At 65.9% G+C, this 25,195-nt stretch carries 21 protein-coding genes; 4 read left to right on the top strand and 17 right to left on the bottom strand.

Annotated elements, in window-relative coordinates; translation table 11 throughout:
• Window positions 1-76: 76 nt before the first annotated feature.
• The 9 genes from AC1DDH_RS09485 to AC1DDH_RS09445 form a co-directional block, all read right to left on the bottom strand.
• Window positions 77-1,492, bottom strand: coding sequence for a sugar porter family MFS transporter (locus AC1DDH_RS09485; RefSeq protein ID WP_476955300.1), 1,416 nt, complete (start codon window positions 1,490-1,492; stop codon window positions 77-79).
• On the bottom strand, window positions 1,489-2,364 hold the full coding sequence (locus AC1DDH_RS09480) for a sugar phosphate isomerase/epimerase family protein (RefSeq protein WP_476851295.1): 876 nt from the start codon (window positions 2,362-2,364) through the stop codon (window positions 1,489-1,491). The genes AC1DDH_RS09485 and AC1DDH_RS09480 overlap by 4 nt, the downstream gene beginning before the upstream one ends.
• A gap of 82 nt (window positions 2,365-2,446) precedes the next feature.
• Window positions 2,447-3,460 carry a Gfo/Idh/MocA family protein gene (locus tag AC1DDH_RS09475; protein WP_476872066.1) on the bottom strand — a complete coding sequence of 338 codons (1,014 nt, stop codon included), beginning with the start codon at window positions 3,458-3,460 and terminating at the stop codon, window positions 2,447-2,449.
• 16 nt (window positions 3,461-3,476) lie between these two features.
• Window positions 3,477-4,388, bottom strand: a complete 912-nt coding sequence (locus tag AC1DDH_RS09470) for a sugar phosphate isomerase/epimerase family protein (protein ID WP_230010006.1) — start codon at window positions 4,386-4,388, stop codon at window positions 3,477-3,479.
• Window positions 4,389-4,479: 91 nt separating this feature from the next.
• Complete coding sequence (locus AC1DDH_RS09465; RefSeq protein WP_476872065.1) at window positions 4,480-5,988, bottom strand: CoA-acylating methylmalonate-semialdehyde dehydrogenase; 1,509 nt, start codon at window positions 5,986-5,988, stop codon at window positions 4,480-4,482.
• Window positions 5,989-6,035: 47 nt separating this feature from the next.
• Entirely contained in the window at window positions 6,036-7,964 is a 1,929-nt protein-coding gene (gene iolD, locus AC1DDH_RS09460; RefSeq protein ID WP_476872064.1) for a 3D-(3,5/4)-trihydroxycyclohexane-1,2-dione acylhydrolase (decyclizing), read from the bottom strand.
• A 39-nt stretch (window positions 7,965-8,003) separates the two neighbouring features.
• Window positions 8,004-8,954, bottom strand: a complete 951-nt coding sequence (locus AC1DDH_RS09455; protein ID WP_476872063.1) for a Cgl0159 family (beta/alpha)8-fold protein — start codon at window positions 8,952-8,954, stop codon at window positions 8,004-8,006.
• Window positions 8,951-9,952: a 5-dehydro-2-deoxygluconokinase gene (gene iolC, locus AC1DDH_RS09450; RefSeq protein ID WP_223914263.1), complete on the bottom strand. Its 1,002-nt coding sequence runs from the start codon at window positions 9,950-9,952 to the stop codon at window positions 8,951-8,953. Before iolC ends, AC1DDH_RS09455 begins: the two co-directional genes overlap by 4 nt.
• Window positions 9,953-10,197: 245 nt before the next feature.
• Window positions 10,198-10,602: a tautomerase family protein gene (locus AC1DDH_RS09445; protein ID WP_223914264.1), complete on the bottom strand. Its 405-nt coding sequence runs from the start codon at window positions 10,600-10,602 to the stop codon at window positions 10,198-10,200.
• Between the two features lie 246 nt (window positions 10,603-10,848).
• On the opposite strand from AC1DDH_RS09445, the gene AC1DDH_RS09440 reads away from it, so the two are divergent.
• Window positions 10,849-11,211: an ArsR/SmtB family transcription factor gene (locus tag AC1DDH_RS09440; RefSeq protein ID WP_223914265.1), complete on the top strand. Its 363-nt coding sequence runs from the start codon at window positions 10,849-10,851 to the stop codon at window positions 11,209-11,211.
• Complete coding sequence (locus tag AC1DDH_RS09435) at window positions 11,208-11,690, top strand: SRPBCC family protein (protein WP_476857098.1); 483 nt, start codon at window positions 11,208-11,210, stop codon at window positions 11,688-11,690. Before AC1DDH_RS09440 ends, AC1DDH_RS09435 begins: the two co-directional genes overlap by 4 nt.
• 184 nt (window positions 11,691-11,874) lie before the next feature.
• On the opposite strand, the gene sucD is transcribed toward AC1DDH_RS09435, so the two are convergent.
• From sucD to AC1DDH_RS09415, 4 genes are all read right to left on the bottom strand, one after another.
• Window positions 11,875-12,777 (bottom strand): succinate--CoA ligase subunit alpha, encoded by a 903-nt coding sequence (sucD, locus tag AC1DDH_RS09430; protein WP_028275595.1) that lies wholly within the window; start codon window positions 12,775-12,777, stop codon window positions 11,875-11,877.
• A gap of 12 nt (window positions 12,778-12,789) precedes the next feature.
• Window positions 12,790-13,959, bottom strand: a complete 1,170-nt coding sequence (sucC, locus tag AC1DDH_RS09425; protein ID WP_018776032.1) for an ADP-forming succinate--CoA ligase subunit beta — start codon at window positions 13,957-13,959, stop codon at window positions 12,790-12,792.
• A gap of 394 nt (window positions 13,960-14,353) precedes the next feature.
• Window positions 14,354-16,912 (bottom strand): DNA helicase PcrA, encoded by a 2,559-nt coding sequence (pcrA, locus tag AC1DDH_RS09420; protein ID WP_476955299.1) that lies wholly within the window; start codon window positions 16,910-16,912, stop codon window positions 14,354-14,356.
• A 361-nt stretch (window positions 16,913-17,273) separates the two neighbouring features.
• Window positions 17,274-18,131: an inositol monophosphatase family protein gene (locus tag AC1DDH_RS09415; protein ID WP_476857096.1), complete on the bottom strand. Its 858-nt coding sequence runs from the start codon at window positions 18,129-18,131 to the stop codon at window positions 17,274-17,276.
• A gap of 101 nt (window positions 18,132-18,232) precedes the next feature.
• On the opposite strand from AC1DDH_RS09415, the gene AC1DDH_RS09410 reads away from it, so the two are divergent.
• Window positions 18,233-18,883, top strand: coding sequence for a hypothetical protein (locus tag AC1DDH_RS09410; RefSeq protein ID WP_230009516.1), 651 nt, complete (start codon window positions 18,233-18,235; stop codon window positions 18,881-18,883).
• Window positions 18,884-19,140: 257 nt separating this feature from the next.
• Here AC1DDH_RS09410 and AC1DDH_RS09405 read toward each other — a convergent pair whose 3' ends face one another.
• The gene (locus tag AC1DDH_RS09405) at window positions 19,141-20,166 is read right to left on the bottom strand and encodes a hypothetical protein (protein WP_476872058.1); all 1,026 of its coding nucleotides are present in this window, start codon (window positions 20,164-20,166) and stop codon (window positions 19,141-19,143) included.
• Window positions 20,167-20,374: 208 nt separating this feature from the next.
• Here AC1DDH_RS09405 and AC1DDH_RS09400 point away from each other — a divergent pair, with 208 nt between their 5' ends.
• Window positions 20,375-20,524 carry a hypothetical protein gene (locus tag AC1DDH_RS09400; RefSeq protein ID WP_164468567.1) on the top strand — a complete coding sequence of 50 codons (150 nt, stop codon included), beginning with the start codon at window positions 20,375-20,377 and terminating at the stop codon, window positions 20,522-20,524.
• Window positions 20,525-20,668: 144 nt separating this feature from the next.
• Here the strand turns inward: AC1DDH_RS09400 and AC1DDH_RS09395 are convergent, their stop codons facing one another.
• From AC1DDH_RS09395 to AC1DDH_RS09385, 3 genes are read right to left on the bottom strand one after another with little or no spacing between them, the layout of a single operon-like run.
• Window positions 20,669-22,201, bottom strand: coding sequence for a putative bifunctional diguanylate cyclase/phosphodiesterase (locus AC1DDH_RS09395; RefSeq protein ID WP_476955298.1), 1,533 nt, complete (start codon window positions 22,199-22,201; stop codon window positions 20,669-20,671).
• Complete coding sequence (locus AC1DDH_RS09390; RefSeq protein WP_476858036.1) at window positions 22,191-22,700, bottom strand: DUF7793 family protein; 510 nt, start codon at window positions 22,698-22,700, stop codon at window positions 22,191-22,193. Before AC1DDH_RS09390 ends, AC1DDH_RS09395 begins: the two co-directional genes overlap by 11 nt.
• Window positions 22,697-24,730 (bottom strand): glycosyltransferase family 2 protein, encoded by a 2,034-nt coding sequence (locus AC1DDH_RS09385; protein ID WP_476858035.1) that lies wholly within the window; start codon window positions 24,728-24,730, stop codon window positions 22,697-22,699. Before AC1DDH_RS09385 ends, AC1DDH_RS09390 begins: the two co-directional genes overlap by 4 nt.
• Between the last annotated feature and the right edge of the window lie 465 nt (window positions 24,731-25,195).

The raw sequence follows: 25,195 nt of genomic DNA, 5'->3' as shown, positions 1-25,195 counted from the left end.
CAGAAAGAACGCAGAAAGCCCCGCCGGGGACGAATCCCGGGCGGGGCTTGTGCGTGCAGGGCTTTCTTGACTGCGGCTAGACGGTGACCGGTTCCCTGGCGGCCGCCTGTTTGAAGAAGTATTCCAGGTCCTCCAGGCTCTTGTCCTTGGTCTCCGGAATGTACTTCGCGGCAAAGGCGATGGCCCCGACGCCGAGCACAGCGAAGACGAAGAAGGTGCTGGACAGTCCGATCGCGGCGAGGAGCTGCGGGAAGCCGAAGCCAACAAGGAAGTTCACGATCCACAGCACGAAGGCCGAGGCGCCCATGCCCAGGCCGCGGATCTTCAGCGGGAAGATCTCTGAGAGCATCAGCCAGGTGACCGGTGAGATTGCACCTTGCTGGAAGGCCAGGAATGTCACGGTCAGGGCCAGGACGACGAAGCCCCGGGCGGGGCCCTCGGGGAGGATGAGAGAGAAGACGCCGATCAGGAACAGCGCCGTCGTGGTGCCGAGCTGGCCAGTGATGAGCATCCTCCGCCGTCCCACTTTGCCCAGCAGCCAGATGCCCAGAAACGTGGCGAGAACGGAGATGACCCCGTTGGCGATGTTGGCCGTGAGGGCCGCTTCGCGGCCGAATCCGGACTCGGCGAGGATCTGCGTGCCGTAGTACATGATCGAGTTGACGCCCGTGATCTGCTGGATGACCGCGAGCCCGATCCCCACCACGAAGATGTGCCGGAGCCACGGAACACTGAGGTCCTTCCAGGAGCCCATCTTGGCCTTGTAGTCCTCCACGGCCATGGCCTTGACTTCTTCAAATTCAGCCCTGGCCTCGGACTGGGAGCGGATCCGCTGCAGCACACTGAGGGTTTCGCCGAAGCTGCCCATCGATGCCAGCCAGCGCGGGCTTTCGGGCATGAAGTTCATGCCGACCCAGAGCGCGATCGCCGGCAGGGTTGCGATGACCAGCATCCAGCGCCAGATCCCGCCGGCCTCGCCGAAGCTGTTGCCGAGGTAGGCGTTGAACATGAAGGCCAGCAGCTGGCCCGTGACGATCATCAGCTCGTTTTGGGTGACAATTCGTCCGCGCCGGGCACTCGGTGAGACCTCGGCCAGGTACACCGGCACCGTCACCGAAGCCCCGCCCACGGCCAGGCCGAGGATCAGGCGTGCCAGGATCATCACCTCCGTGTTCGGCGCGAAGGTACACGCAAGGGTGCCGGCGAGGAACACCACGGCCAGCACCATGATCATTTTGCGCCGGCCGTGGCGGTCCGCCAGGCGCCCGCCGAAGAGGGCGCCAAAGGCCGCCCCGAACAGCAGCGAGGAGGTCACGAGCCCTTCGGTCAGTGGCGTGAGGCCCAGGTCCACCTGCATGTACGGCAAAGCGCCGTTGATCACGCCGGTGTCGTAGCCGAAGAGCAGTCCGCCGAAAGTGGAGACGATCGTCGCGGTCCGGAGGGCCCGTTTGTGGTTGACGGGCCGTGTCACCTCGGCGACGGGCGCCGTCATAGGCTCGCCTTCGCGACGCGCTGTTTCATGGTCTCCAGCTGGTACCGGGAGACGTCCGCGGCGTTGTCGTCCTCGGCGAAGACGCTGGAGACCATCACCGTATCTTCACGGTCCAGGAAGCCGATCTCCTGCAGGCCGCCGAAAAACTCGTCCCAGTTTACGTCGCCGTCGCCGATTTTCAGGTGCTGGTGCACGCGGACGGGGTTGCCGGGCGGGTTGGTGATGTAGCGCAGGCCGTGTGAGGCGTGGTGGTCCATCGTGTCGGCCACGTGGACCAGGCGCAGCTTGTCGCCCGCGGCCCGCATGATCTCCAGCGGTGCGTTCTTCATGTGGAAGCTGTGCGAGGCCACGTAGACCAGGCCAACATTCTTCGAGTTCAGCCCGCGGATCACGCGGATCGCGGCCAGGCCCTCCTCGACGAAGTCGTCCGGGTGCGGATCGATCAGCAGGTCGATCCCCTCCCGCTCGATGATGGGGAGCAGCTCCTCCATGGAGCGGTAGAAGGCCCGCTCGGATTCTTCGGCCTTCTCCGGCCGGCCGCTGAATTCGGTGTTCATGGTGCCAACGCCCAGGTCCACGGTGATCTGGATGGCGCGCTTCCAGTAGCGGACGGCCGCCTCGCGTGCGTCCTCGTCCGGGCCGGACCAGCGCAGCACGGGCAGCACCGACGCGATTTCGATTCCCGCGTCCTTGCAGGCCGCCTTCAGCTTGCCCACGAGCTCGTCGTCGGCCTTCGGGTGGTTGAAGAAGGGGATGAAATCGGCGTGCGGGGTCATCTGCATGTACTTGTAGCCGAGGTCGGCCACCACGCGCGGGAACTCGAGGAGTCCGTGGCTGTGGTGGAACGGCGTGGGATCTAGGGCGATTTTCACGGTGAACACTCCATTGTGGATCTGGCGGGCGTGCGGCCGGCCGGCGCGTTCTTTGCAGTAGAAGGCGCCGGCCGGCGGGGTTTTAGCGGTACAGGGCGGGCTTGGCGTTGAGCTTCACGGCGACCTTTTCGCCGTTCTTCTGCGCCTCGACGCCGGCCTCGCAGCAGGCGGCCGTGGCGTAGCCGTCCCAGGCGGTGGGGCCGCCGATCTCATCGCGCAGGGCGGCGTCCACCCAGGACTGGATTTCGACGTCGTACGCCGCCCCGAAGCGTTCCTCGAAGCCGGGGGTGACGTGGCCGCCCCAGCGGCCGTTGCTGCGGGTGTACGGGCCTTTGTCGCCGCCGATGCTGACGATGCCGTCTTCGAAGGAGGCCTGGGTGGCCACCTCGTAGCCGAACTTCGCGTTGACGTAGATCTCGACGTCGGCCAGGACACCGGACTCGGTCTCGATCAGGACGTGCTGCGGGTCGTGTTGCCCGGCCGGGGCGTTCCGTGTGGCCTTGCCGAGGCGGACCTGGACCGAGGTGATTTCCTCGCCGGTGAAGTAGCGGATGGCGTCGAATTCGTGGACCACGGAGTCGTTGATCAGCATCTCGTTGGTGAAGCCCGCCGGGGTGGTGGGGTTCCGGTGCTGGTGGTGCAGCATGAGCAGCTCACCGAGTTCGGAGTCGCGGATGATTTTGCCGAGGGCGGCGTATTCGGCGTCGAAGCGGCGCATGAAGCCGACCTGGATGCGCTTGTGGCCCAGCACCTGCTCGGCTTCGACAATCTTCCAGGAGGATTCGGCATCCGGGGTGAGCGGCTTCTCGCAGAGGATCGGGATGTCCTTGGCGATCGCCCTAAGCAGGATGTCCTCGTGCAGGAAGCCGGGGGTGGCGATCAGGACGGCGTTGACGTCGCCGTTGTTGAGGGCCTCCTCGGCGTCGGCGAGGGCGACGGCGCCGGGGATGCCTTCGATGGCGGCCTGGGCACGGGCGAGGTCGACGTCGACGACGGCGGCAACTTCGGCGCCGTGGATGCGGGTGTTGAGCCGCTGGATATGGTCTGCGCCCATACGGCCGGCGCCGATGACAGCTACGCGGAGGGTCTTGGTCATGATCTTGTCCTCAGTTCTAGTTGACGGCGGTGCGGGAGCCGCAGGAGAGCAGGTAGTTCCGGGTGCGCTTGGCGATCGGCATCGGGACGTCGAAGGCCACGGGATACATGTCCTGTTCCACAATGCCAAAGATCGGCCGGTTGAGCGCCTCCACGGCTTCGATGACGGCGCGCAGGTCCGGCAGCCCGTTCGGCGGCTCGGTCATCACGCCGGCCAGGTTGGCGGCGGCCCACGTCATGTTTTCCTCGTTGACCTTTTTGAGGATGTCCGGGTTGATCTGCTTGAGGTGCAGGTAGCCGATCCGGTCCGGATAGTTCTTGATCAGGTCGAGGCTGGAGGCCCCGCAGTATTCGGCGTGGCCGGTATCCAGGCAGAGGTTGAGGTACTTCGGGTCCGTGGCCGCGAGCAGGGTTTCGATGTCCTCCTGCGCGCCGACGTGGGAGTCGGCGTGCGAGTGGAACTGCTGCTTCAGGCCGAAATCCTCCAAGAGGGTCTTGCCCATGCGGTTGTGGCCGGAGAACAGGTCGCTCCACGCCTTCTCGGTGAGCGTGCCGCTCTCGACGGCCTCGCCGGTGACGTCGTCGCGCCACATGGCGGGAATGACCACGATGTGTTCGCCCCCCATGGCTGCCGTGAGTTCGGCGACCTTGCGGGCCGGCTCCCAGGCTTCGTCGTACTGGTGGGCCCCGCGGTGGAATGCGGTGAACACGGTGCCGGCCGAGATCTTGAGGTCGCGCTGCTTGAGCTCTTCGGCGAGACGGGCCGGATCGGTGGGGAGGTAGCCATAGGGGCCAAGTTCGATCCACTTGTAGCCGGATTCGGCGACCTCGTCGAGGAAGCGTTCCCACGGGGTCTGCTGGGGGTCATCCGGGAACCAGACGCCCCAGGAGTCCGGCGCGGTGCCGATGATCAGCTTGTTCTCTGTCATTTCCATTCCTTCTCATCGAGTGCTCCGCAGGTGCCGTTTTGGACGCTCAAAACGGCGGTTGCGGAGCAGTCGATCGTGGTTAGTCGAGGCGTCAGTTGGACGGGAAGTTGTAGGAGGCGCCGGAGGCGTGCGTCGGTTCGGGCCAGCGCGAGGTGACCACCTTGCCGCGGGTGTAGAAGGAGACGCCTTCGGGGCCGTAGATGTGCTTGTCGCCGAACAGCGAGGCCTTCCAGCCGCCGAAGGAGTGGTACGCCACCGGCACGGGCAGCGGCACGTTGATGCCGATCATGCCCACGGTGACGGAGCGCTGGAACTTCCGGGCCGCGGCGCCGGAAGAGGTGAAGATCGCGGTGCCGTTGCCGTAGGGGTTGGAGTTGATCAGGGCGATGCCGGCGTCGAGGTCCTCCACCCGGACCACGACCAGGACGGGGCCGAAGATTTCCTCGGTGTAGGCGGTCATCCCGGCCGTGACGTGGTCCAGGACGGTCGGGCCGACCCAGAACCCGTCTTCGTGGCCGGGGACCACGAGGTCGCGGCCGTCCACCACCATCGCGGCGCCGGCGGTTTCGGCTTCGGTGACGATCTTCACGATGCGTTCCTTGGACGCCGGCGTGATGACCGGGCCCATTTCGGCGTCGGGCACGGTGCCGTTGTTGACCTTGACGGCCAGGGCGCGCTCCTCGACCTTCTTGACCAGCAGGTCGGCGGCTTCGCCGACGGCGACGGCGACCGAGATGGCCATGCAGCGTTCCCCGGCGGAGCCGAAGGCGGCGGCGGCCAGGTGGTCGGCAGCGTTGTCGAGGTCGGCGTCGGGCAGGATGATCGCGTGGTTCTTCGCCCCGCCCAGGGCCTGGACGCGCTTGCCGTGGGCGGTGGCGGTCTCGTGGACGTACTTCGCGATCGGGGTGGAACCGACGAAGGAGATGCCGTCCACGTCCGGGTGGGTCAGGAGGCCGTCGACCGTTTCCTTGTCGCCGTGCAGGACCTGGAAGACGCCGTCGGGCAGCCCGGCCCGCTTCCACAGCTTGGCGAGCAGCATTGAGGCGGAGGGGTCGCGCTCGGAGGGCTTGAGGATGAAGGCGTTGCCGGTGGCGATCGCCATCGGGGCCATCCACAGCGGGACCATGACCGGGAAGTTGAACGGGGTGATGCCGGCGACGACGCCGAGCGGTTCGCGGAAGGAGAAGACGTCGATGCCGGTGGAGACCTGGTCCGAGTAGTCGCCCTTGAGCAGCTGCGGGATGCCGCAGGCGAACTCGATGACCTCGAGTCCGCGGCCGATCTCGCCCTTGGCGTCGGAGAGGACCTTGCCGTGTTCGGCGGTGATCAGTTCGGCGAGCTCGTCCACGTGGGAGGCGACGAGTTCGCGGAACTTGAACAGCACCGCGGTGCGCTTGGCCAGGGAGATGTCGCCCCAGGAATCGGCGGCAGCGCGGGCGGCGGCGACGGTGGTGTCCAGGTCTTCCCGGTTGGCCAGCCGCAGCTCCGCGGAGACGGCGCCGGTGGCCGGGTTGTAGACGGGCTGGGTGCGGGTGCCCTCACCGGCGGTTTCGGCGCCGTTGATGAAGTGGCTGATGGTGGTGACGGTCGTCGTTGACATAGTGGTGGACTTCCTTGGTCTGTGGCTGTTCGTGGTGATGAAGGGGGTCAGCCGAGCAGCTTGCGCTGGCGGGCCTTGTGGTCGGTGTAGGTCTGGAAGGCCTGCTTCGTGGAGTCGAGCTCGGAGACCTGGGAGACCGGAACGTCCCACCATGACTCGGAGCTGGGGGCATCCAGCAGCGGGTCGGATTCAACGTGGATGACGATCGGGCCGCCGCGTTCGGGGGCTGCTTTGGCGTCCCGGATGGCCTGCTCGAGCTCGGCGATGACCTTCTCCCCCGGTTCGATCCGGATCACCTTCACGCCGAGGCTTTCGGCGTTCAGGGCCAGGTCGACCGGGAGCCGGTCGCCGTCGTCGAAGCTGTGGTGTTCCTCATCCAGCGCCCGGTACTGGGTGCCGAAGCGCTGGGAACCGAGGGACTCGGAAAGCGAACCGATCGAGGCGTAGCCGTGGTTCTGGATCAGGACCACGATCAGCTTGATCCGCTCGGCGACGGCGGTGACGAGTTCGGTGTGCATCATCAGATAGGAGCCGTCCCCCACCATGACGACGACGTCGCGCTGCGTGCCGCCCTTGGCGGCTTCGGCCAGGGCGGCGCGCTTGACCCCGAGGCCGCCCGGGATCTCGTAGCCCATGCAGGAGTAGGCGTATTCGACGTGGTAGCCGAACGGGTCCCGGACGCGCCACATCTTGTGCAGGTCACCGGGGAGTGAGCCGGCGGCGCAGATGACGACGTCCTGGGCGTCCATGGCGCGGTTCGTGGCGCCGATGATCTCGTTCTGCGCCGGCAGCGGCGTGAACCGCGTGTCGAATGCCTCGTCCACGGTGGCGTCCCAGCGTTTCTTCTCGGCCGCGATCCGCTGCTCGAGGTCCGCGCCGATGCGGTAGCCGCCGAGGGCCTGGTTCAGCTTGACCAGGGCCTTGCGGGCATCGGCCACGATCGGCAGTGAGGTGCCGTGCTTGTAGGCGTCGAGGGCGGCGACGTTGATGTTGAGGAATTTCACGTCCGGGTTCTGGAACGCGGTCCGGGAGGCGGTGGTGAAGTCCTCGTAGCGGGTACCGATCCCAATGATGAGGTCGGCCTCGGCGGCGATGGCGTTGGCCGCCGTCGTGCCGGTGGAACCGATGGCCCCGAGGGAGAACTTGTGGTCCCAGGGCAGCACGCCGACGCCGGCCTGGGTGTTGCCGACCGGGATGCCGGTCAGCTCGGCGAACTTCGCGAGTTCCTCGTTGGCGTAGGCGTAGAGCACGCCGCCGCCGGCGATGATCAGCGGGCGCTTGGCGGCGCGGATCGCCTCGGCGGCGCGGCGGATGTCCTCGTCGTCGGCGTCCGGGCGGCGGATCCGCCATTCGCGTTCGGCCAGGAATTCCTCGGGCACGTCGAAGGCCTCGGCCTGGACGTCCTGGGGCAGCGAGATGGTGACGGCGCCGGTCTCGGCCGGGTCGGTGAGGACACGGAGTCCGTGGTGGAACGCGGAAAACAGCTGCTCTGGCCGGGAGACGCGGTCAAAAAACTTCGACAGCGGCCGGAATGCGTCATTGACGGTGATGTCGTAGGCGTAGGGCTGTTCGAGCTGTTGCAGCACGGGGTCGGCGGCGCGGGTCGCGAACGTGTCACTCGGCAGCAGCAGGACCGGCAGCCGGTTGGTGGTGGCCAGCGCCGCGCCGGTGAGCAGGTTCGAGGAGCCCGGACCGATCGAGGTGCTGATCGCGAAGGTCTGGCGGCGGCGGGTGTGGCGGGCGAAGCCGACCGCCTGGTGGGACTGGGCCTGTTCGTTGCGGCCCTGGTAGTACGGCATGATCGTCGGATCGAGCTGCTGGTACTGCTTGAGGGCCTGGCCGACGCCGGCGACATTGCCGTGGCCGAAGATGCCGAACGTGCCCGGAATCAGGCGTTCCCGGAAGTCCTGGCCGCCGACCGAATCGACGGTGTACTGCTTGGACAGGTATTCAACGACGGCCTGCGCGACCGTCATTCTGCGTGTTCCTGATGCCGTGCTCATTCCCATGGGAAGCTACTCCGATACTTCTTTGGTGCGGGTGGATTCGGTGTGGTGCAGCAGCGAGGCCGCGGTTGCCACGGCGCCGGCGACGTCGCCGTCCTGCGGGTAGAGCAGGGTCCGGCCGACGGTGAGGCCCTGAACGCCGGGCAATGCGAGGGCAGTCTGCCAGCTGGCGAACACCTCGTCCTGGCCAGCGTCCGGGTCTCCGCCAAGGAGCACGGTGGGCATCGTGGTGGACGCCATGACGCGGTCCATCTCGGCCACCACGGGGAGCTTCATCCAGGTGTAGGCGCTGCTCGCGCCAAGGCCTTCGGCGATGGCGACTGACTTGATGACGGCGTTGGTGGAGAGGTCGTTGCGGACCTTCCCGTTTTCGCGGACGGAGAGGAACGGTTCCACCATGGCGATCAGCCTGCGTTCGGCGAGGGAGTCGATGGCCCTCGCAGTCGCTTCGAGGGTGGCGACGGTGTCCGGGTCGCCGAGGCAGATGCGGGTCAGCATCTTGCCGCCGTCGGCGCCCAAGGCCTCGAGCGCGGCCGCGGTGTGGCCGGTAAAGCGGTCATCGAATTCGTTCACCAGGCCGGACAGTCCGCCACGGTTCATCGAGCCGAAGAGCAGCTTGCCCTCGAGCGCGCCGAGCAGGAGCAGATCGTCCATGATGTCCGGCGAGGCGAGGACACCGTCCACGTCCGGGTTGGCCAGGGCGATCTGCAGGCGGTCCAGGAGCTGGCGGCGGTCGGCCATGGCCACCGGATCGTTTCCGACGGCGAGCGCGCCGCGGGCCGGGTGGTCGGCGGCGACGATGAAGTTCTGCCGGTGGGCCCTGACGCCGGGGTGGCGGCGCCGGGCCTTGGCGGCGCGGGCAATCGCTTCCGGGTCTTCGAGCCGGATAATGCTCAGGTGCTCGTAGCGGCGGGGATCATCGTTCACCCCACGGGTGGCGACGGCTGGGTTTGCACTCACAGTGCTGCTCCTTCGGTGGCGTAGGTACCCGGCAGCAGCCGGCCGCGTTCGGCGAGCAGGCCGGTGACTTCGTCCGGCGTCGGCATCGCGTCGGCGCAGGACAGTCGGGAGGCGACGAGGGCGCCGGCGGCGTTGGCGAAATCGAGGACCTGGGCCAGGGGCCAGCCGGAGAGCAGGCCGTGGCAGAAGGCCCCGCCGAAGGAGTCTCCGGCACCGAGGCCGTTGACGGTTTCCACGGGCACCGGGGCAGAGACCACACGCTCGGTGCGGGTCTTGGCCATGACCCCTTCAGGGCCCAGCTTCACGACGGCGATTTCGACGCCGGCCGCGAGCAGCCGGTCCGCCTGTTCGTCCGGGGTGCCCTCCCCGACGGCGACGGCGCATTCCTTGTCGTTGCCGATCGCGACGGTGACGTGCGGCAGGATCCTGGCGACCTGTTCCCGGGCTTCCTCCTCGGAGGCCCAGAACATCGGCCGGTAGTCGAGGTCCAGGATGGTGAACTGGCCTTCCTTGAGCCCGGTGCGGGGCCGTGCCTCGTGGGCCGTGAGCTGGGCGGTGCGGCTGGGCTCCTGGCAGAGTCCGGTGACGGTGGACCAGAAGATCCCGGCGTCCCTGATGGCGTCCAGGTCCAGTTCCTCGGCCTTGATCTGCAGGTCTGGTGCCGTGGGGAAGCGTCCATAGAAGTAGAGCGGGAAGTCCTCCGGCGGCTTGATGGCGCAGAACGTGACGGCGGTGGGCCATTCCTTGACCGCCGTGACGAAGGAGTCGTCCACGTTGAATTTGCGCAGTTCGCGGTGCAGGTACTTGCCGAAGGCGTCGTCGCCGGTGCGGGTGATGACGGCGGTGCGGCGGCCATGGCGGGCAGCGGCGACCGCTACGTTGGATGGGGATCCGCCAAGGTACTTTCCGAAGGACGTGACATCCTCCAGATCCACCCCGATGTCGTTCGGGTAGATATCAACACTGATGCGCCCGATCGTGAGCAGTTCGTGGGTCACGGTGATCGTGGACCTTTCTGGTGTGGACTCGATACCTTTGCGCAGCCTGAGCTTCGGCGTTTCTGCGGTGCTTATTCGGTGCTTTGGGGCCTGGCGTGAGCCGGGCCACAACCACTACTTTGCCTTAGAATCCATGTACTGTCAAAGGTTTGTACTGACATATTTACAACATGACACGGGGGCTTCAAATGACGCCCCGCGCAGCGCCGCGGCGGCGGGGCAGGCGCCGGAATTACCCCGGGTGTTTACCTGGCGGGAACGCCGAGTTCGCCGGTGACGTACTGGGCCTGCCCGAAACCGAACGACCAGTCCCCCGCGGTGTTCTCGACATATCCGATGAAAACGTCCTCGCCGGCGACCCCCGCGGCGGCCAGCCTGTCCGCAATGGCGGCAAACAAGGACTGCTTGGCGGACTGGCTTCGCCCGGCCTGGGTGAAGATCTGGATCATCACCACGTCCGGCGTCCGCTCGAAGCCGAGCCCGGCATCCTGGGCGACAATTTGCCCCTCGGGATGCTCGGTCAGCACGTGGAAGTAGTCCCGCTCCGGAATGCCAAATTCGGCCACGATCGCGTTGTGGATGCCCTGGCTGAGCCCGCGGAGCTGCTCCGCGCCGCGGCCCTGGTTGACGTCAATTCGTACGAGAGGCACTCGCATCTCCTTCACTAGTTTGTCCTGACATACTAACAAAGTAATTTGGAGCTGCGCAAGGATTCCGTGACAGCACACAGCAACGCGGGGTCACTTAGCGCCCATCCTCGGGTGCGGAATGGGCGCTAAGTGACCCCGCGTTGGGGTATTGCGCAGGCCGGAGCCCAGGGATAGCGTTAACAACCTAGAGATTGATCAACAAGGCGGTTGATTATCCATGGTCGGGACGGGAGGTGGGGACACCAAGTGGATTCCAGCGACGACAGCGAGCTCGACGCGGCCTTCCTGGCCCTCGCCGATCCGGTCCGCCGCCGCATCATTGCCCGGCTCAGCCGGGGCCCGGCCACCGTCAATGAACTGGCGGAGCCCTTCGCGATCACCAAGCAGGCGGTCTCGAAACACATCCAGGTCCTCGAGCAGGCGCAACTTGTCACGCGCACCCGTGACGCCCAGCGCCGGCCCGTGCACCTGAACCCTGCACGGCTGGAAGCGCTCACCGCCTGGATCGACCAGTACCGGCTGGTCCGCGAGGGGCAGTTCCGCAGCCTTGACGCCGTGCTTGAAATCCGCGCCGCCCAGAGCGGCACACAGGCAAAGGATGCATCATGAGCAACGCACTGAAATTGACCGTCCCCGAGGGTCTGCCGTTCATCGATTTCGAGCGTGAATTCGATTTTCCGGTGTCCGAGGTGTTCCGGGCGCACAAGGATCCCGAGCTCGTCGCCCAATGGCTTGGCCCGCGGCGGCTGACTATGGCTGTTGACCACTACGACTTCAGGACCGGCGGCAGCTACCGCTACACCCACACCGCGCCGGACGGCAGCGCCTATGGTTTCACCGGTGTCTTCCACACTGTCCGCGAGAATCATTTCGCCATCCAGACCTTCGAATTCGATGGCTACCCGGACGTGGTGAGCATTGAGTCCCTGACCTTCGAGGACTTGGGCGGCGGCCGTTCGCGGCTCAGCGGCCACGCGGTCTACCCCAGCATGGAGGCCCGCGACGGCATGGCGCAGTCCGGAATGGAGGGCGGCATGACCGAAGCCTACGAACAGCTCGAGGAAGTCCTCAGCGGGGCCAAGGTCTAGGACCTCGGGGTCTTAATGAGTACGACGGCGCCAGGTCACCTCCCCGGGGAAGATGGCCTGCCGCCGTCGTACCTAAAGAAACAACGCGGGGTCACTCCGCGCCCATCCCACCGAGTGGAATGGGCCGTAAGTGACCCCGCGTTGCTGTTGTGCAGTGGTGCTTATTTGCCGTGGCGCTTCGGACCTAGAGGGTCGCGAAAACCTCGCGCAGGAGCTTGGCAGTCTCGGACGGCGTCTTGCCGACCTTGACGCCGGCAGCCTCGAGGGCTTCCTTCTTGGCCTGGGCGGTGCCCGCGGAACCCGAGACGATGGCGCCTGCGTGGCCCATGGTCTTGCCCTCCGGAGCGGTGAAGCCGGCCACATAGCCAACAACCGGCTTCGTGACGTGGGCCTTGATGTAGTCGGCCGCACGCTCTTCGGCGTCGCCACCGATTTCGCCGATCATGACGATCGCCTTGGTCTCCGGGTCAGCCTCGAAGGCTTCGAGGGCATCGATGTGGGTGGTGCCGATGACCGGGTCGCCGCCGATGCCGATGGCGGTGGAGAAGCCGAGGTCGCGCAGCTCGTACATCATCTGGTAAGTCAGGGTGCCCGACTTGGAGACGAGGCCGATGGGGCCCTTGCCCGTGATGTTGGCCGGGGTGATGCCGACGAGGGCCTCACCCGGGGTGATGATGCCGGGGCAGTTCGGTCCGATGATGCGGGTGACCTGCTTGCCGTTGGCGTCCACCTTGGACTGGGCCAGTGCCCAGAACTCGGCGGAGTCCTGGACCGGCACGCCTTCGGTGATGACAACGACGAGGCCGATGCCGGCCTCGATGGCTTCAACGACGGCGTCCTTGGTGAAGGCCGGCGGCACGAAGACGATGGAAACGTCAGCGCCGGTCTCGGCCATGGCTTCCTTGACGGTGCCGAAGACGGTGATCTCGGCGTCGCCGTGCAGGACCGTGGTGCCGGCCTTGCGGGCGTTGACGCCGCCCACAACGTTGGTGCCGGCCTTGAGCATCAGGGCGGTGTGCTTGGTGCCTTCGCCGCCGGTGATGCCCTGGACGATGACCTTGGAGTCCTTGTTCAAATAAATAGACATAGTCGAGTCCCTCTACTTCGCTGCGTTGGCGAGCTCGGCAGCCTTGTCGGCGCCCTCGTCCATGGTGGCGGCCAGGGTAACCAGCGGGTGGTTGGCCTCGGCCAGGATGCGGCGGCCTTCCTCAACGTTGTTGCCGTCGAGGCGGACTACCAGCGGCTTGTTCGCGGAGTGGCCCAGCTCGGCCAGTGCACCGACGATGCCCTTGGCGACGGCGTCACAGGCGGTGATGCCGCCGAAGACGTTGACGAAGACGGACTTGACCTGCGGGTCGCCCAGGATGACGTCGAGGCCTGCTGCCATGACCTCGGCGGAAGCTCCACCGCCGATGTCCAGGAAGTTCGCGGGCTTGACGTTGCCGTGGTTCTCGCCGGCGTAAGCAACGACGTCGAGGGTGGACATGACCAGGCCGGCACCGTTACCGATGATGCCGACTTCGCCGTCCAGCTTGACGTAGTTGAGGTCCTGCGCCTTGGCCTTGGCCTCGAGCGGGTCAGCAGCGTCTTTGTCTTCAAGGTGGGCGTGCTTGGGGTGGCGGAAGTCGGCGTTCTCGTCGAGGGAGACCTTGCCGTCAAGGGCAACGATGTCGCCGGCGCCGGTCAGGACCAGCGGGTTGACCTCCACAAGAGTGGCGTCTTCCTTCTTGAAAACGTCCCAGAGCTTCAGGATTACGCTGGCGACCTTGCCACGCAGTTCCTCGGCGAAGCCTGCCGCGGCGACGATTTCGTCGGCCTTGGCCTGGTCGATGCCCACGGCCGGGTCGATCGAGATCTTGGCCAGGGCCTCGGGGCGCTCAACGGCGAGCTGCTCGATTTCCATGCCGCCTTCAACCGAGCACATGGCCAGGTAGTTGCGGTTGGCCCGGTCCAGAAGGACGGAGAAGTAGTATTCCTCGGCGATGTCTGCACCCTGGGCGATCATCACCCGGTGCACGGTGTGGCCCTTGATGTCCATCCCGAGGATGTTGGTGGAGTGTTCAAACGCTTCGTCAGCGGTCTTCGCGACCTTGACGCCGCCGGCCTTGCCGCGGCCTCCGGCCTTGACCTGCGCCTTTACGACAGTTACGCCGCCGATTTTTTCGGCAGCTGCCTTTGCTTCTTCAGGGGTGTGCGCCACGATGCCAGCAAGCACGGGTACACCGTGCGCCTCGAACATATCGCGCGCCTGATATTCAAACAGGTCCACGGTTTAGTGTCCTTCTACGTCGAAGTAGTTTCTGTACAGCCGGACCCCACGTTCTCGCGGTTACCGGGCTGCGGAATAAACGCACCCTGCGACAAGCTTGGAAACGAGCCACACGGCGCAATGCTCCTTTGGGAACTCTAGTCCTTCGATCGGACCAGCCCGTTCCAGAGTACCGGTTATGTGAGTAAGGACACTATTCTATGGAGCGTAGAAAAACCGCTAGATTACGGGGTTTTTGGGGTGTCCGACGGCGCTCCGAAGGCCGGCGCGGGCGGGCCAGACCCGCGTTCGTAATGTACGGCGAACGCCCGCGCATCCGGCTGCACGGGGTGCTGGCGGACCGGTCTCCGGACTCCCGCCGGGTCTTCAGCCAAACGTCCAGCTACGCGGTCAGTTAGGCGTCCAGCTTGGTCAGCGGCGCGTAGCGCAGCAGCAGCCGCTTCTCGCCGATGTCGAACTTGACCTTGGCGACCGTCTTGTCCCCGGCGCCCTCCACCGCCAGGACGGTGCCGTTGCCGAAGCTGGTGTGGTTGACCTTGTCCCCCACGCTGACGGCGACGACTTCCTTCTGCGGCTGGACCCTGTTCTTGGCCACCGCGGCGGGAACGTCGGCGTTGAAGCCGGCGGACGGGCTGGCCGCGGCGCCGCGGGCTGTCCCGGCACCCCAGAACGATCCGCCGTAGCGGCTGGACCCGATCCCGGCACCGCTCCCCCAGCCTCCGCTCTGGCGGCTGGCGCCTTCGCGCTTCCATTCGACGAGCTCGGCGGGGATCTCCTCGATGAACTGGCTCGCAGGGTTGTACTGGCTCTGGCCCCACATGCTGCGGACCTCGGACCTGGTCAGGTAGAGACGCTTGCGGGCACGGGTCAGCCCCACGTAGGCCAGCCGGCGTTCCTCGGCCAGTTCCTTGGGATCGGTGGCGGAGCGCTGGTGCGGGAACAGCCCGTGCTCCATGCCGGTAAGGAACACCACCGGGAATTCCAGGCCCTTCGCGGTGTGCAGCGTCATCAGGGTCACGACGCCGAGCCGCTTGGCTTCGGCGACGGCGGCCGCCAGGTTTTCGGCGTCACCGCCGGGGGCGTCCGGGATCTGGTCGGCGTCGGCCACGAGGGAGACCTGCTCCAGGAAGGCTCCGAGCGAGCCTTCGGGGTTGTCGCGTTCGTATTCCCGGACGACGGCGACCAGTTCGGCGAGGTTCTCTACCCTGGACTCGTCCTGCGGATCGGTGCTGGAACGCAGCCCGGCAAGGTAGCCCGTTTGTTCGAGCACGGCTTCGAGAGCCGCGGCCGCGCCGGAGCCGGAAGCGACCTCGGCGAGGTCGTCGAGGAGTTTCACGAAGCCCAGCACGGCGTTGACCGAGCGCGTCGCCATGCCCGGGGCTTCATCTGCGCGCCGCGCGGCGGCCATGAAGGACGTGCGCTCACGCTCTGCCAGGGCGGCGACGGCACCCTCGGCTCGGTCACCGATCCCGCGCTTGGGTTCGTTGAGGATGCGGCGGAGGTTGACGTCGTCGTCCGGGTTGACCAGGACGCGCAGGTAGGCGAGGGCGTCCTTGATCTCCTTGCGCTCGTAGAAGCGGGTGCCGCCGACCACCTTGTAGGGCAGGCCCACGCGGACCAGGACGTCCTCGATCGAGCGGGACTGGGCGTTGGTGCGGTAGAAAATGGCGACGTCGCCGGGGCGCAGGTTGCCCTCGTCCTGGAGCCGGTCAATTTCCTTGGCGATGAACTGGGCCTCGTCGTGTTCATTCTCGCCGACGTAGCCGACGATTTTCTCGCCGTCGCCCTCGGCCGTCCAGAGCCGTTTCTCCGGCCGGTTGGGGTTGCGGGAGATCACCGAGTTGGCGGCGCTGAGGATGGTCTGGGTGGAGCGGTAGTTCTGCTCGAGCTTGATGGTGCGGGCGTCCGGGTAGTCCTTCTCGAACTCCACGATGTTGCGGATGTCCGCGCCGCGGAAGGCGTAGATGGACTGGTCTGAATCGCCGACGACGGTGAGCTCGGCCGCGTCGGGGCCCTCGCCGACGATCTCGCGCACCAGGGCGTACTGGGCGTGGTTGGTGTCCTGGTATTCGTCTACGAGGACGTGCCGGAAGCGGCGCCGGTAGGAGTCGGCGAGCGCCGGGAAGGCCCGGAACATGTAGACGGTCTCGGCGATGAGGTCATCGAAGTCCATGGCGTTGGCCTGGCGCAGGCGCTGGGTGTAGCCCTTGAAGACCTCTGCGACGGCCTGCTCGAAAGGATCGTTGTAGTTTGCGCTCGAGGAATAGCTGTCTGCGTCGATCAGCTCGTTCTTGAGCGCGGAAATCTTATGCTGGATGGCCTTGGGCGCGAAGCGCTTGGGGTCAAGGTCCAGATTCTTGGCGACCAGGGTGATCAGTCGCAGCGAGTCGGCGGAGTCGTAGATCGAGAAGTTGGAGTTGAGCCCGACGTTCTTGGCCTCGCGGCGCAGGATCCGGACGCAGGAGGAGTGGAAGGTGGAGATCCACATGGTCTTGGCCCGGCCGCCGACCAGCGCCTCGATCCGTTCCCGCATTTCGGCCGCGGCCTTGTTGGTGAAGGTGATGGCCAGGATCTCGCCGTGGTGCGCCCGCCTCGTGGCGATCAGGTAGGCGATCCGGTTGCTGAGCACGCGGGTCTTGCCCGACCCGGCGCCGGCGACAATCAGCAGGGCACTGCCGGCGTGCTTGACCGCTTCTTCCTGCTGGGGGTTCAGCCCCTCGAGGAGTTCGCCGGCGTTCGGAAGCTGCGGGCGGTCCCAGCCGCCGTCAGGGCCGTCGCCGTGCGGGGCGGCGCCGTGCGGGCTGCCGCCGTGCGGGCTGCCGCCGTGCGGGGCGGAATCCGGTCCGGAATCCAGGCCCGCCAGGCCGGACCCGGAGCGCGATTTAGTGCCTGCCGCCGCCTTGGAGGCAGCTTGGAAGGGTCCGTCGGCGTAAGGGTCAAACAACATATCCATGGTGTATCTAAGTCTAGGCGGTGGCGCTGACAGCCGTGTCCGCCCGTCGGGACATGCCCTCCCCTGCCCGCGCCCAGTGGACATAATCCCCCTGCGCCCAGTCCTGGCCGCGAAGAATGAGCATGCCCCGCGGAAGCTGTCATGGAGAAGACCCGGGTTGTTCTGAAGACCGCCGAGGTTGTTCTGAAAAATGAGCATGCGCTACGGACACAGCTCTGCCCAACGGACATGTCCTCCGCCACCTGTGCCCACTGGACATACTCCCTTTGTACCCGCTCCTGACAGCGAAAACTGAGCATGTCCCCCGGACCCCGCCGCGAAAAATGAGCATGTCCCGCGGGGAGGTCCGGCAGGCGGGAAGCTAGCCGACGCCCCCGGAGCTGAGCGCGGCGCGCAGCTGCTGGACCGCCGTCGTGCCTCCCGCGATGAACCAGTCGAGTCCGTTGACGCGCACGACGTCGGTCGCGCCGCCGGCCGCCTCCACGATCGCCTTCCCGGGCAGCCAGTCCCACTCGGGGCAGCTGTGCTGGAACCAGCAGCCGAGCTCTCCGTCCGCGACCCGGCCGAGGTCGCAGGAGCCGGACCCGAACATGCGCAGCGCGGCCGCCGACGTCGCTGCCGCGTGCCAGGGCATGGCACACATCGGATCGGCAAGCCACGTCGGGTGGATGTAGGTTGCCGCGCCGAGATCAGCCAGCGGCGTGTCGGAACGTCCGGTGCCACCGGACGCGCCGGGCAGGAAGGTGACCAGTTTTTCGCCATTGAGCGTCGCCGCACGGGACGTCCCGCCCAGCCAGAGTTTGTCCTCCTCCGGCTGGAAGATGGCGCCGAGCCCTGCACCGGAGGAATCCTTCAGGGCAATGGCCGAGCACCAGTACGTGGATCCATGCAGGAAGTTGAAGGTCCCGTCGACGGGGTCAATGACCCAGGTCCGGCCGCTGCTGCCCGCCACAGAGGCGCCCTCCTCGCCCAGGACGGCGTCATCGGGGCGGCAGCGCCGAAGCTGTTCCAGCACGTAGGATTCGGCGGCGTGGTCGGCGGCCGTGACCACGTCCGAGACCGACGTCTTCTGCCTGCCTTCAAGCCCGGCCTGCCGCATCAACAGCGCCAGGGTGCCGGCCTCGCGGACCAGGGCCTCGGCCAGTTGGTAGTCATCCAGTGAGGGGTCGAGATCTGCGGTGCTGTGCCGGCCGAGCCGGTGTTTTCCTAGTTCGGTCACGCGTCCCAGACTATCGGCGCCCGATGGCAGTGAACAGCCGGCGCGGGCACCAGGGCAGACGGCGGCGCGGAGGGGTGTGCAGGACGGGCGATAATGGAGCCATGGCCAAGACACCCGCGCAGCGGATCAAAAAGCACGGCGCCAACGCGGCGGTCCCCCAGCACCATCTCCCTCCGGTGATCAATCCAACCACCAGCCGGACACCGCAGAAGGCACAGAGCAACAGCAATCTGATTGTCATCGCCGGGGTCGTGGCCAGCCTGTTCCTGTTCTGGTATCTGCACCTGCTCACCCTCAACCAGCTCACCCAGTTGTCGGGCGGCCAGGCAATGCCCGACTCGTTGGTGGGCGGCTTTGACCTGGGGTTCGTGGAGCAATTGCGCGCGGCCATGGACGCCGATGCCCGGGGCCAGCTGAACTATGTCCACAAGACGGCTGGGATGCTCTTCCCGCTGATCTTTGGCTTCACCTGGCTGCTGCTGATCGGAACCAACGTGGCCCGGAAATCCCTGCGCTGGGCGCTGTGGTCGCTGCCACTGCTCTTTGCTGCGGTCCGGCTGTGGGGCAACACGGTGATCGATGAAATGATGTCCGCCGACACTCTCGACGGCGGTCAGGTCGCCATGGCCTCCGGGCTCACCGTGGCCGGCTGGGTCCTCTTGGCGCTGAGCATCGTGGCCGGCGTCGCCGCCGTGTTACTCGGACGCAAGGCTGCCGCGGCTTCCGCCACCCCGGGACATGTCCAGTCCTGATTCGCGCGGCAGGGCTAGTTCTCTATTCCCGGCTTAGGACACCGGACATGTCCGTTCCTGGTCGCGGCGGCAGGGCTGTTTCCCGATCCGCGGCATAGGACACGGGACATGTCCATTCTTGGTTGCGGTGGCTGGAGTCGTCCCTCGCACCCGGCCTCGAGCGCGGGACATGTCCAGCGTTCGGCCCGGCCGGTGGGCATCTTGCCATTATGTCCATCCCTCAAGTCCAGCGGAGGGCATGTCCACTCAGAGCTGGCTCAGGGCGCGGCCGTGAGGAATTCCCGGGCCTGTTCGGCACGTTGCGGGGCGCCAGCCTTCTCAAAGTGGTCTGCTGCTTCCAGCAGGTGCGTCTGCGCCTCGGAAGCGTTCCCCACGGCAGCATGGGACCGGCCCAGCAACAGAGAGGCCTCGCCCAGAATCTGCGGTGACGTCTTTTCCGCGACGGTGCTGATCTCGGTCAGGATGGCGATGGCCGCCTGCGGGTCACCCGCCAGGAAATTCCAGTGACCGCGGTTCAGTTTCAGCAAAATGTGGTCCTCATCGGATCCGCCAATGACGTCCGTGGCCAGTTCAGCGCGTTCGATGCAGCGGAGTGTGTCCGCATCGGCGACCTCGGCGGCCAGGCGCATTGCCGCGGATGCTTTGTTGAATTTGGCCCAAATATCAAGATTTCGAGCCGGCGAAAAAGTTTCCGCCGCGAGCTCGTGATATTCAAGCCCCTCTGCCACTTTATTGCAGAGAAACGCAACATTGCCGATAACCCAGTAGGCCTTGCCGACCAGCTGGTCGTCGACCTCGTTGGATATGTCGTCGGCCAGCATCAGGCTCTCGCTCCAGGCCTCCTCCAACCTGCCGCTTTCGGCGAGAGCAGCGATGAGGGCCTGCCGGGCTTTGACGTTATTTTCCACGTCACCCGCCCCCGAAGATAAACGCGCGGCCATCCGCGCTGCGTCGGCCGCCTGCCCCAACATCCCGGCGCCCTGCCTGGCTTTTGCGAGCAGGATATTCGCCTTGCCGCGGGCATCTTCAGCCGGAGCTCCGAAGGCGCCATCCACCAATTCGGCGGCAAGCGCGGCGCAGGCCTCAAAATCGCCGGCGTCAAGCAGATTCTCCGCCTGAAAGAGCCGCATGCCCCAGGCAGCCGTCAGGTCACCGTCGTTCGTCGCGATTTCCGAGGCCACCTGGGCGCTGCTGGCCGCACGGCCGAAGTCGTGGCTGCTTCGATGTTCCCGAGCCTGCAACTCTGCAGCGGCGTAGGACGGTGAAACTGAGTTTCGTTGCATGCCTCAATTATCCGTTGCCGCGAGAGCGGAATCGAACCAGCCACGCAAGAAGGACCTGCGCAGGGTTCACGCAAGATTCACACACGAGTGTGAATATCACATCCGGCGACAATTCTTTATAAATTGTTACCTTGTGGCGTGTCGATCTCCCCTATACTAAACCTGCATCACATGAGTCACATCAGCCTCTTACGTATCAGGAGTCCAAATGAAGAAAATCCTTGCAACGCTCCTCGTCGCCGGCGCGCTGGCCGGCGCCGGCCTGTCCGCCTCAGCAGCAGTGTCTGCCTCCAGCGGTTCGAGCCAGGGCTCCGTTGTAGCGGTCGGCTGGTGGCCGAACTCCACTCCGAAGAACTAATCGGAAACGGAACGGCTGCGGCGGGCATCGGACATTAAGTCCGGGCCCGCCGCTTTTCATTTAAGGGACATCATCTAGACCGCATCGCGGCGACATGGAGACGAAAGCACAGCACCAACCAGCCCCGCAACCATCAACCCGGAGCTACAAGAGCTTTCCACCCCCCGCAAACAACGCCACGATCTCGCCCGCCGGCGCGGGCCGGCCAAAGTAGTAGCCCTGCCCGCTGCCGCAGCCCATCTCGCGCAGGACTTCCGCCTGTTCCGCCGTCTCGATCCCCTCGGCCAGCGCCTTTAGGCCGCAGGCGTGGATGAGGTGCAGCACAGCGGCTACGAAGTCCCGCTGTTGCTCGTCGTCGCCGAGGCCGCTGATCAGGCTTCGGTCGATCTTGACCACGTTCACCGGCAGCTTGCGCAGGTAGCTGATGGAGGAATAGCCGGTCCCGAAGTCATCGATCTCGAGTTGGACGCCGAGCCGGCGAAGGCCGTTGAGCGAATACTGGTCGACGTCGCCGCCGTTGACCGCCATGGACTCGGTCAGTTCCACGATCAGGTTTGATGCTTCCACGCCGGTCTCCCTGAGGATGTCCCGCACATGTTCGATCAGCTCGAGGTTTTGCAGTTCGGTGGTGGAAATGTTGACCCGGACGTTAAAGGTGCTGTCCACCTGCAAGTCCTGCTGCCATTTGCGCAATTGGCGCACTGCATTGCGCAGCACCCAGTGGCCCAGGTCCACGATCATGCCGGTTTCCTCGGCCAGGGGAATGAACTGGTCCGGCATGAGCAGACCGCGCTCCGGGTGGTTCCACCGGACCAGCGCCTCCACACCCTCGATCCTGCCGGTCGCGAGGTCTACCACCGGCTGGTAGTGCAGGGTCAGCTGGTCCTGCCGGATGGCTTCGCGCATTTCCGTAATCATGACGCTCTGCAGCCGGCGCGCGTACAGCAGGGCCGGCTCGAAGACTTTGATGCTGCTGTGCTGCTGCGCCTTGGCCGCGTACATGGCCGTGTCGGCCTCCATGACCAGGTCATCGACGGACTGGCCGGGTTCCGCGATCCGCAGGCCGATGCTCGTTCCGCAGGTGACTTTCAGGTCCCCGACGTCGAGGCTCTCACTGAGTGCCTTGAGGATCCTGTTCGCCACCCTGCGTGCCCGGACCAGATTGGACTTCGGCAGCATGACGGCGAATTCGTCGCCGCCAAGGCGCGCCACGGTGTCAGTCTCGCGGACGGCGTCCTGGAGCCGGCGTGCGATGGCCCGCAGGACGTCGTCGCCGGCGCTGTGCCCCAGGGTGTCGTTAATGCCCTTGAAGGAATCAAGATCCAGAATCAGGAGGGCCGGCGGCATTTCGCCGCGCGAGGACTCCGCGAGGGCATGGCTCAGGACCGAGTTCAGTGCCGTCCGGTTGGCGAGTTGGGTCAGTGGGTCGGTCAGCGCCATGCGTTCGAGCTCCACCTGTGCCTCGCGCAGCATTGCCGTGCGGCTTTCGACCCGCTCTTCCAGCTCCTGGTAGATGGTCTGCAGGTCATCGGCCATCAGGTTGATGCCGGCGATGACGGCGGCGACGTCGTCGCGGGCTCCCGAATGCGGGATCCGGGTGCTCAGATCGCCGCCGGCGATCCGCACGATGCCTTCCACGAGGGCGTGCAGCCTGGGGTCCGGTGATTCATTCTTCACGGGTGTACTGCCTTAGCCACTCAACGGCCGCGGATTCGGAGGTGAAGAACTGGGCCGGGATCGTCTCGCTTCGGGACCGCAGGAGGTAGTGGGCAATGACCCGGTCCACCGGGCTCTCGCCCACCAGGGCGAACGCTGTCGCCGCTATGGAACCGCTGTAGACCCGGCGGGCCTCCATGCTGACACCGACGACGCCGGTGATCACCAGGAGCACCGGCATCCGCCGTCCCGCGGCGAGCGTGCGGACGATGTCGCCGGCGATGCGCGCCTCCGGACCCTCGATCTCCTGGTTGGCGGGCAACAGGACCTCGATGATTCCGCCGTCGATCATCCGCACCCCGATGCTACGGGCGGCACCGCCGTCGGCGAGCGCACCGTCGGCCGCCCGGGCCGCGGTGACCGCCGCCGCCCCCAGAACGACGCCGGCCGCGGCCGCTGCCGTGTCCGGCAGGCCCTCCGGCAACCGCCCCTCGGGCCCGGCCAGGGCCTCGAGCGTCATCGGACCGCAATTCGACGGCGGCGGTCCGCGGAGCCCCGGAGGTCACGGTTCAGCCGTCGGTCGCCGTGATAGAGAATCGTTTCCCAGTCGACTTCCTCGGCTGTCTTGGCAATCACGGGACTCTCCTTCGCTTTCTTGGGCCTGGGACTGACATACAGCCAGTTAACCACCCCGAGGAAGACATCCACCGCGGAGTTGAAGACTCCGATGTAGGCGCGGATCGCGCCGGCAGCGAGGATGGCGTTGACGGAGGCGAAGGCCACATTGCCCCAGTTCCCCACTTGCGCGTCCCGCCATACGGTCAGCAGCGAGAAGGCGACGATCGCGTACGGGGTCAGGACGTAGATCGCCGGGGCGGCGGTGCGGTCCTTGACCTTGGGCGTGCGGGCGAAGGGAATCTTGTCGCCTGTGACGGCCTGCTGCAGCGATTTCAGCACGCCCGCCAGGTTGACCGGCAGCAGCACGAGGTTGAAGCCGTAGATCCGGAGGATGTCGCTGAAGCGGTGGCCGCAGTCGCGCAGGTCGCTGCCCATGGCCAGGAAGTACGGCAGGGCGGCGATGAATACGATCGGGCTCAGCAGCCGGCTGTCATAGGGGTACGCCAGGAGGAAGACGAGGCCAAAGCTGGCCCACGCGATGGAGGCCATGTAGTTCACCCGCAGCAGCACCTCCCGGAACAGGATCGCGCGGCGCTCGGACCGGTGTTGGCGGAGCTGGACCCACAGCTTGGGCAGGATCAGCAGGCCGCCGTTCGCCCAGCGCCGGCGCTGGACTACGAGGGAGCCGAAGTCCGGGGGCGTGGCGCTGTAGCTGAGCCGCTCCGGATAGTTCACCAGGGTCCAGCCGTGCTGGCCGAGATCGATGCTGGATTCGGTATCTTCGATGACGGTTCGGTCCTGGATGTACGTCCGGATCTCGAAGGCTCCGTTGGTTTCCACCTCGACGATGTCCTCCAGGGCGCGTTTGCGGATGACGGCGTTGGCGCCCACCCAGAACGTCGCACCGTAGTAGGTCATGCCCTGGTGGAGGATGTGCTGGAGGTCGGTGGTGGCTCCGGCGACCCGCTCGATGCGGGTGGGGGCACCACGGAAGGAGGAATACGGCGTCTGGGTGACCGCGACGCGCTCGTTGCCGGCCGATTCCAGGAAGTAGACCAGCCGGAGGCAGTAGTCGCGCAAAAGCAGCGAGTCGGCGTCGAGCGTCAACAGGTAAGTCGTGTCCCGGACGTCCATGATCTCGCAGTCCACTTCCGGGGCGACGCCGGCGCCCACCTTGCGCAGGATCACGCCGTCGGCGGTGGTTTCCTTCTGCCAGGTGTGGCCCATCAGGGAAATGTAGGCATTGAGGTTCATGGCCTTGTTCGCCTCGTGGGAAAGGCTCGCGTATTTTTTGCGTTCGAACGTTTCGGTGGAGACGTTGAAGATCCAGGTCAGCCGGAGGTACAGCTCTTCGATCCGGGTGCGCGGCGGCGAGGTCTGCTGGGCCAGGGCAGCGTTCAGTCCCAGGAGTACGAGCCTCAGCTCGCGGGCCAGGCCCATCAGGACGAGGTCGACGAAGAACTCGTCGACGTGGTCCTCCACCGTTTCGGCAGCAGCCATCGATTCAAGCCATTCGGCGGCTGCCTCATATTCGGCGATCAGCAGGGCCACCTCGGCGGCAGTGCCGCGCCCGTGCGCCTTTTCCCGGTTGCGGAAATCGGCCAGGGCAGCATTGAAGCGCGACGCCGGGACACTGAGTTCTGCGGCGATCTCCGCGGTCAGTGCGCGGGTCTTGTCCAACCGGACCCGGTCACCAAGGTCTGAGGGATGCGGCGGGTCATCGAGCAGCAACACCACTTTGAGGTCCGGGAACTCCTGCAGCGCCGCGGACCACAGCGTCGCCCGCACCACCTGGGGTTCTTCGGCGTAGGAGGGCACCAGCACGGTGATGCCCTCGGCGTACTCGGCGAAGTGCCGGTCAAGCTCGCCGCGCGGCACCCTGGCATGGTCCCGGAACCGGTACAGGGCGCCCTGCCGGGCCATCAGGTACATGAGGGCGGAAAACGTCAGGAATGTTACGACGATTAGGTAGGAGACCGTCTCAAACTGAAACCGGAAACCCGCATTGGGGTTGTCCGCGAGCTCTTTCAGAATGGTGGAAATAACGTATGTTACCCAGGCCGCCAGCGTCGTGAGAATTCCCAGGCGGCCAAGGATTATTTTGCGCCGGGACGGTCTCGGATGAACAATTGACAGCGGCTCGGAACGCCGCTCTGCTCCCCATTGACGGCGCCGGACCGCACCTTTTTGTTCGGTGGTCGCGCTTTCCGAATCCAAGCGCGGCAAGACAAGCTGATCTGGCATTAGTCCCCATAAGACTGCAAAGTCGGCATATTGGCGCGCGCCTACGGCAAAACCCGCACGCCGCACCGGAATGTTCCGGTGAGTGCCCTTATGATAATGCAAGGTCAGAGGCTTGCCGGACATCAGACACCCCGGAAATTTCACGAGCTGATG

It is taken from the genome of Arthrobacter sp. 10T425, assembly GCF_056393985.1.
The sequence above is the reverse complement of the archived record's forward strand: the minus strand, read 5'-3'. Positions and strand labels throughout refer to the sequence as shown.

What these genes read in the sequence shown, in the direction of transcription:
- AC1DDH_RS09485 (WP_476955300.1), bottom strand. Translation starts at nt 1,492, where the DNA reads ATGACGGCGCCCGTCGCCGAGGTGACACGGCCCGTCAACCACAAACGG.
- AC1DDH_RS09475 (WP_476872066.1), bottom strand. Translation starts at nt 3,460, where the DNA reads ATGACCAAGACCCTCCGCGTAGCTGTCATCGGCGCCGGCCGTATGGGC.
- AC1DDH_RS09470 (WP_230010006.1), bottom strand. Translation starts at nt 4,388, where the DNA reads ATGACAGAGAACAAGCTGATCATCGGCACCGCGCCGGACTCCTGGGGC.
- AC1DDH_RS09465 (WP_476872065.1), bottom strand. Translation starts at nt 5,988, where the DNA reads ATGTCAACGACGACCGTCACCACCATCAGCCACTTCATCAACGGCGCC.
- iolD (WP_476872064.1), bottom strand. Translation starts at nt 7,964, where the DNA reads ATGACGGTCGCGCAGGCCGTCGTTGAATACCTGTCCAAGCAGTACACC.
- AC1DDH_RS09435 (WP_476857098.1), top strand. Translation starts at nt 11,208, where the DNA reads ATGAGCAACGCACTGAAATTGACCGTCCCCGAGGGTCTGCCGTTCATC.
- sucD (WP_028275595.1), bottom strand. Translation starts at nt 12,777, where the DNA reads ATGTCTATTTATTTGAACAAGGACTCCAAGGTCATCGTCCAGGGCATC.
- pcrA (WP_476955299.1), bottom strand. Translation starts at nt 16,912, where the DNA reads ATGGATATGTTGTTTGACCCTTACGCCGACGGACCCTTCCAAGCTGCC.
- AC1DDH_RS09410 (WP_230009516.1), top strand. Translation starts at nt 18,233, where the DNA reads ATGGCCAAGACACCCGCGCAGCGGATCAAAAAGCACGGCGCCAACGCG.
- AC1DDH_RS09405 (WP_476872058.1), bottom strand. Translation starts at nt 20,166, where the DNA reads ATGCAACGAAACTCAGTTTCACCGTCCTACGCCGCTGCAGAGTTGCAG.
- AC1DDH_RS09400 (WP_164468567.1), top strand. Translation starts at nt 20,375, where the DNA reads ATGAAGAAAATCCTTGCAACGCTCCTCGTCGCCGGCGCGCTGGCCGGC.
- AC1DDH_RS09390 (WP_476858036.1), bottom strand. Translation starts at nt 22,700, where the DNA reads ATGACGCTCGAGGCCCTGGCCGGGCCCGAGGGGCGGTTGCCGGAGGGC.
- AC1DDH_RS09385 (WP_476858035.1), bottom strand. Translation starts at nt 24,730, where the DNA reads ATGTACCTGATGGCCCGGCAGGGCGCCCTGTACCGGTTCCGGGACCAT.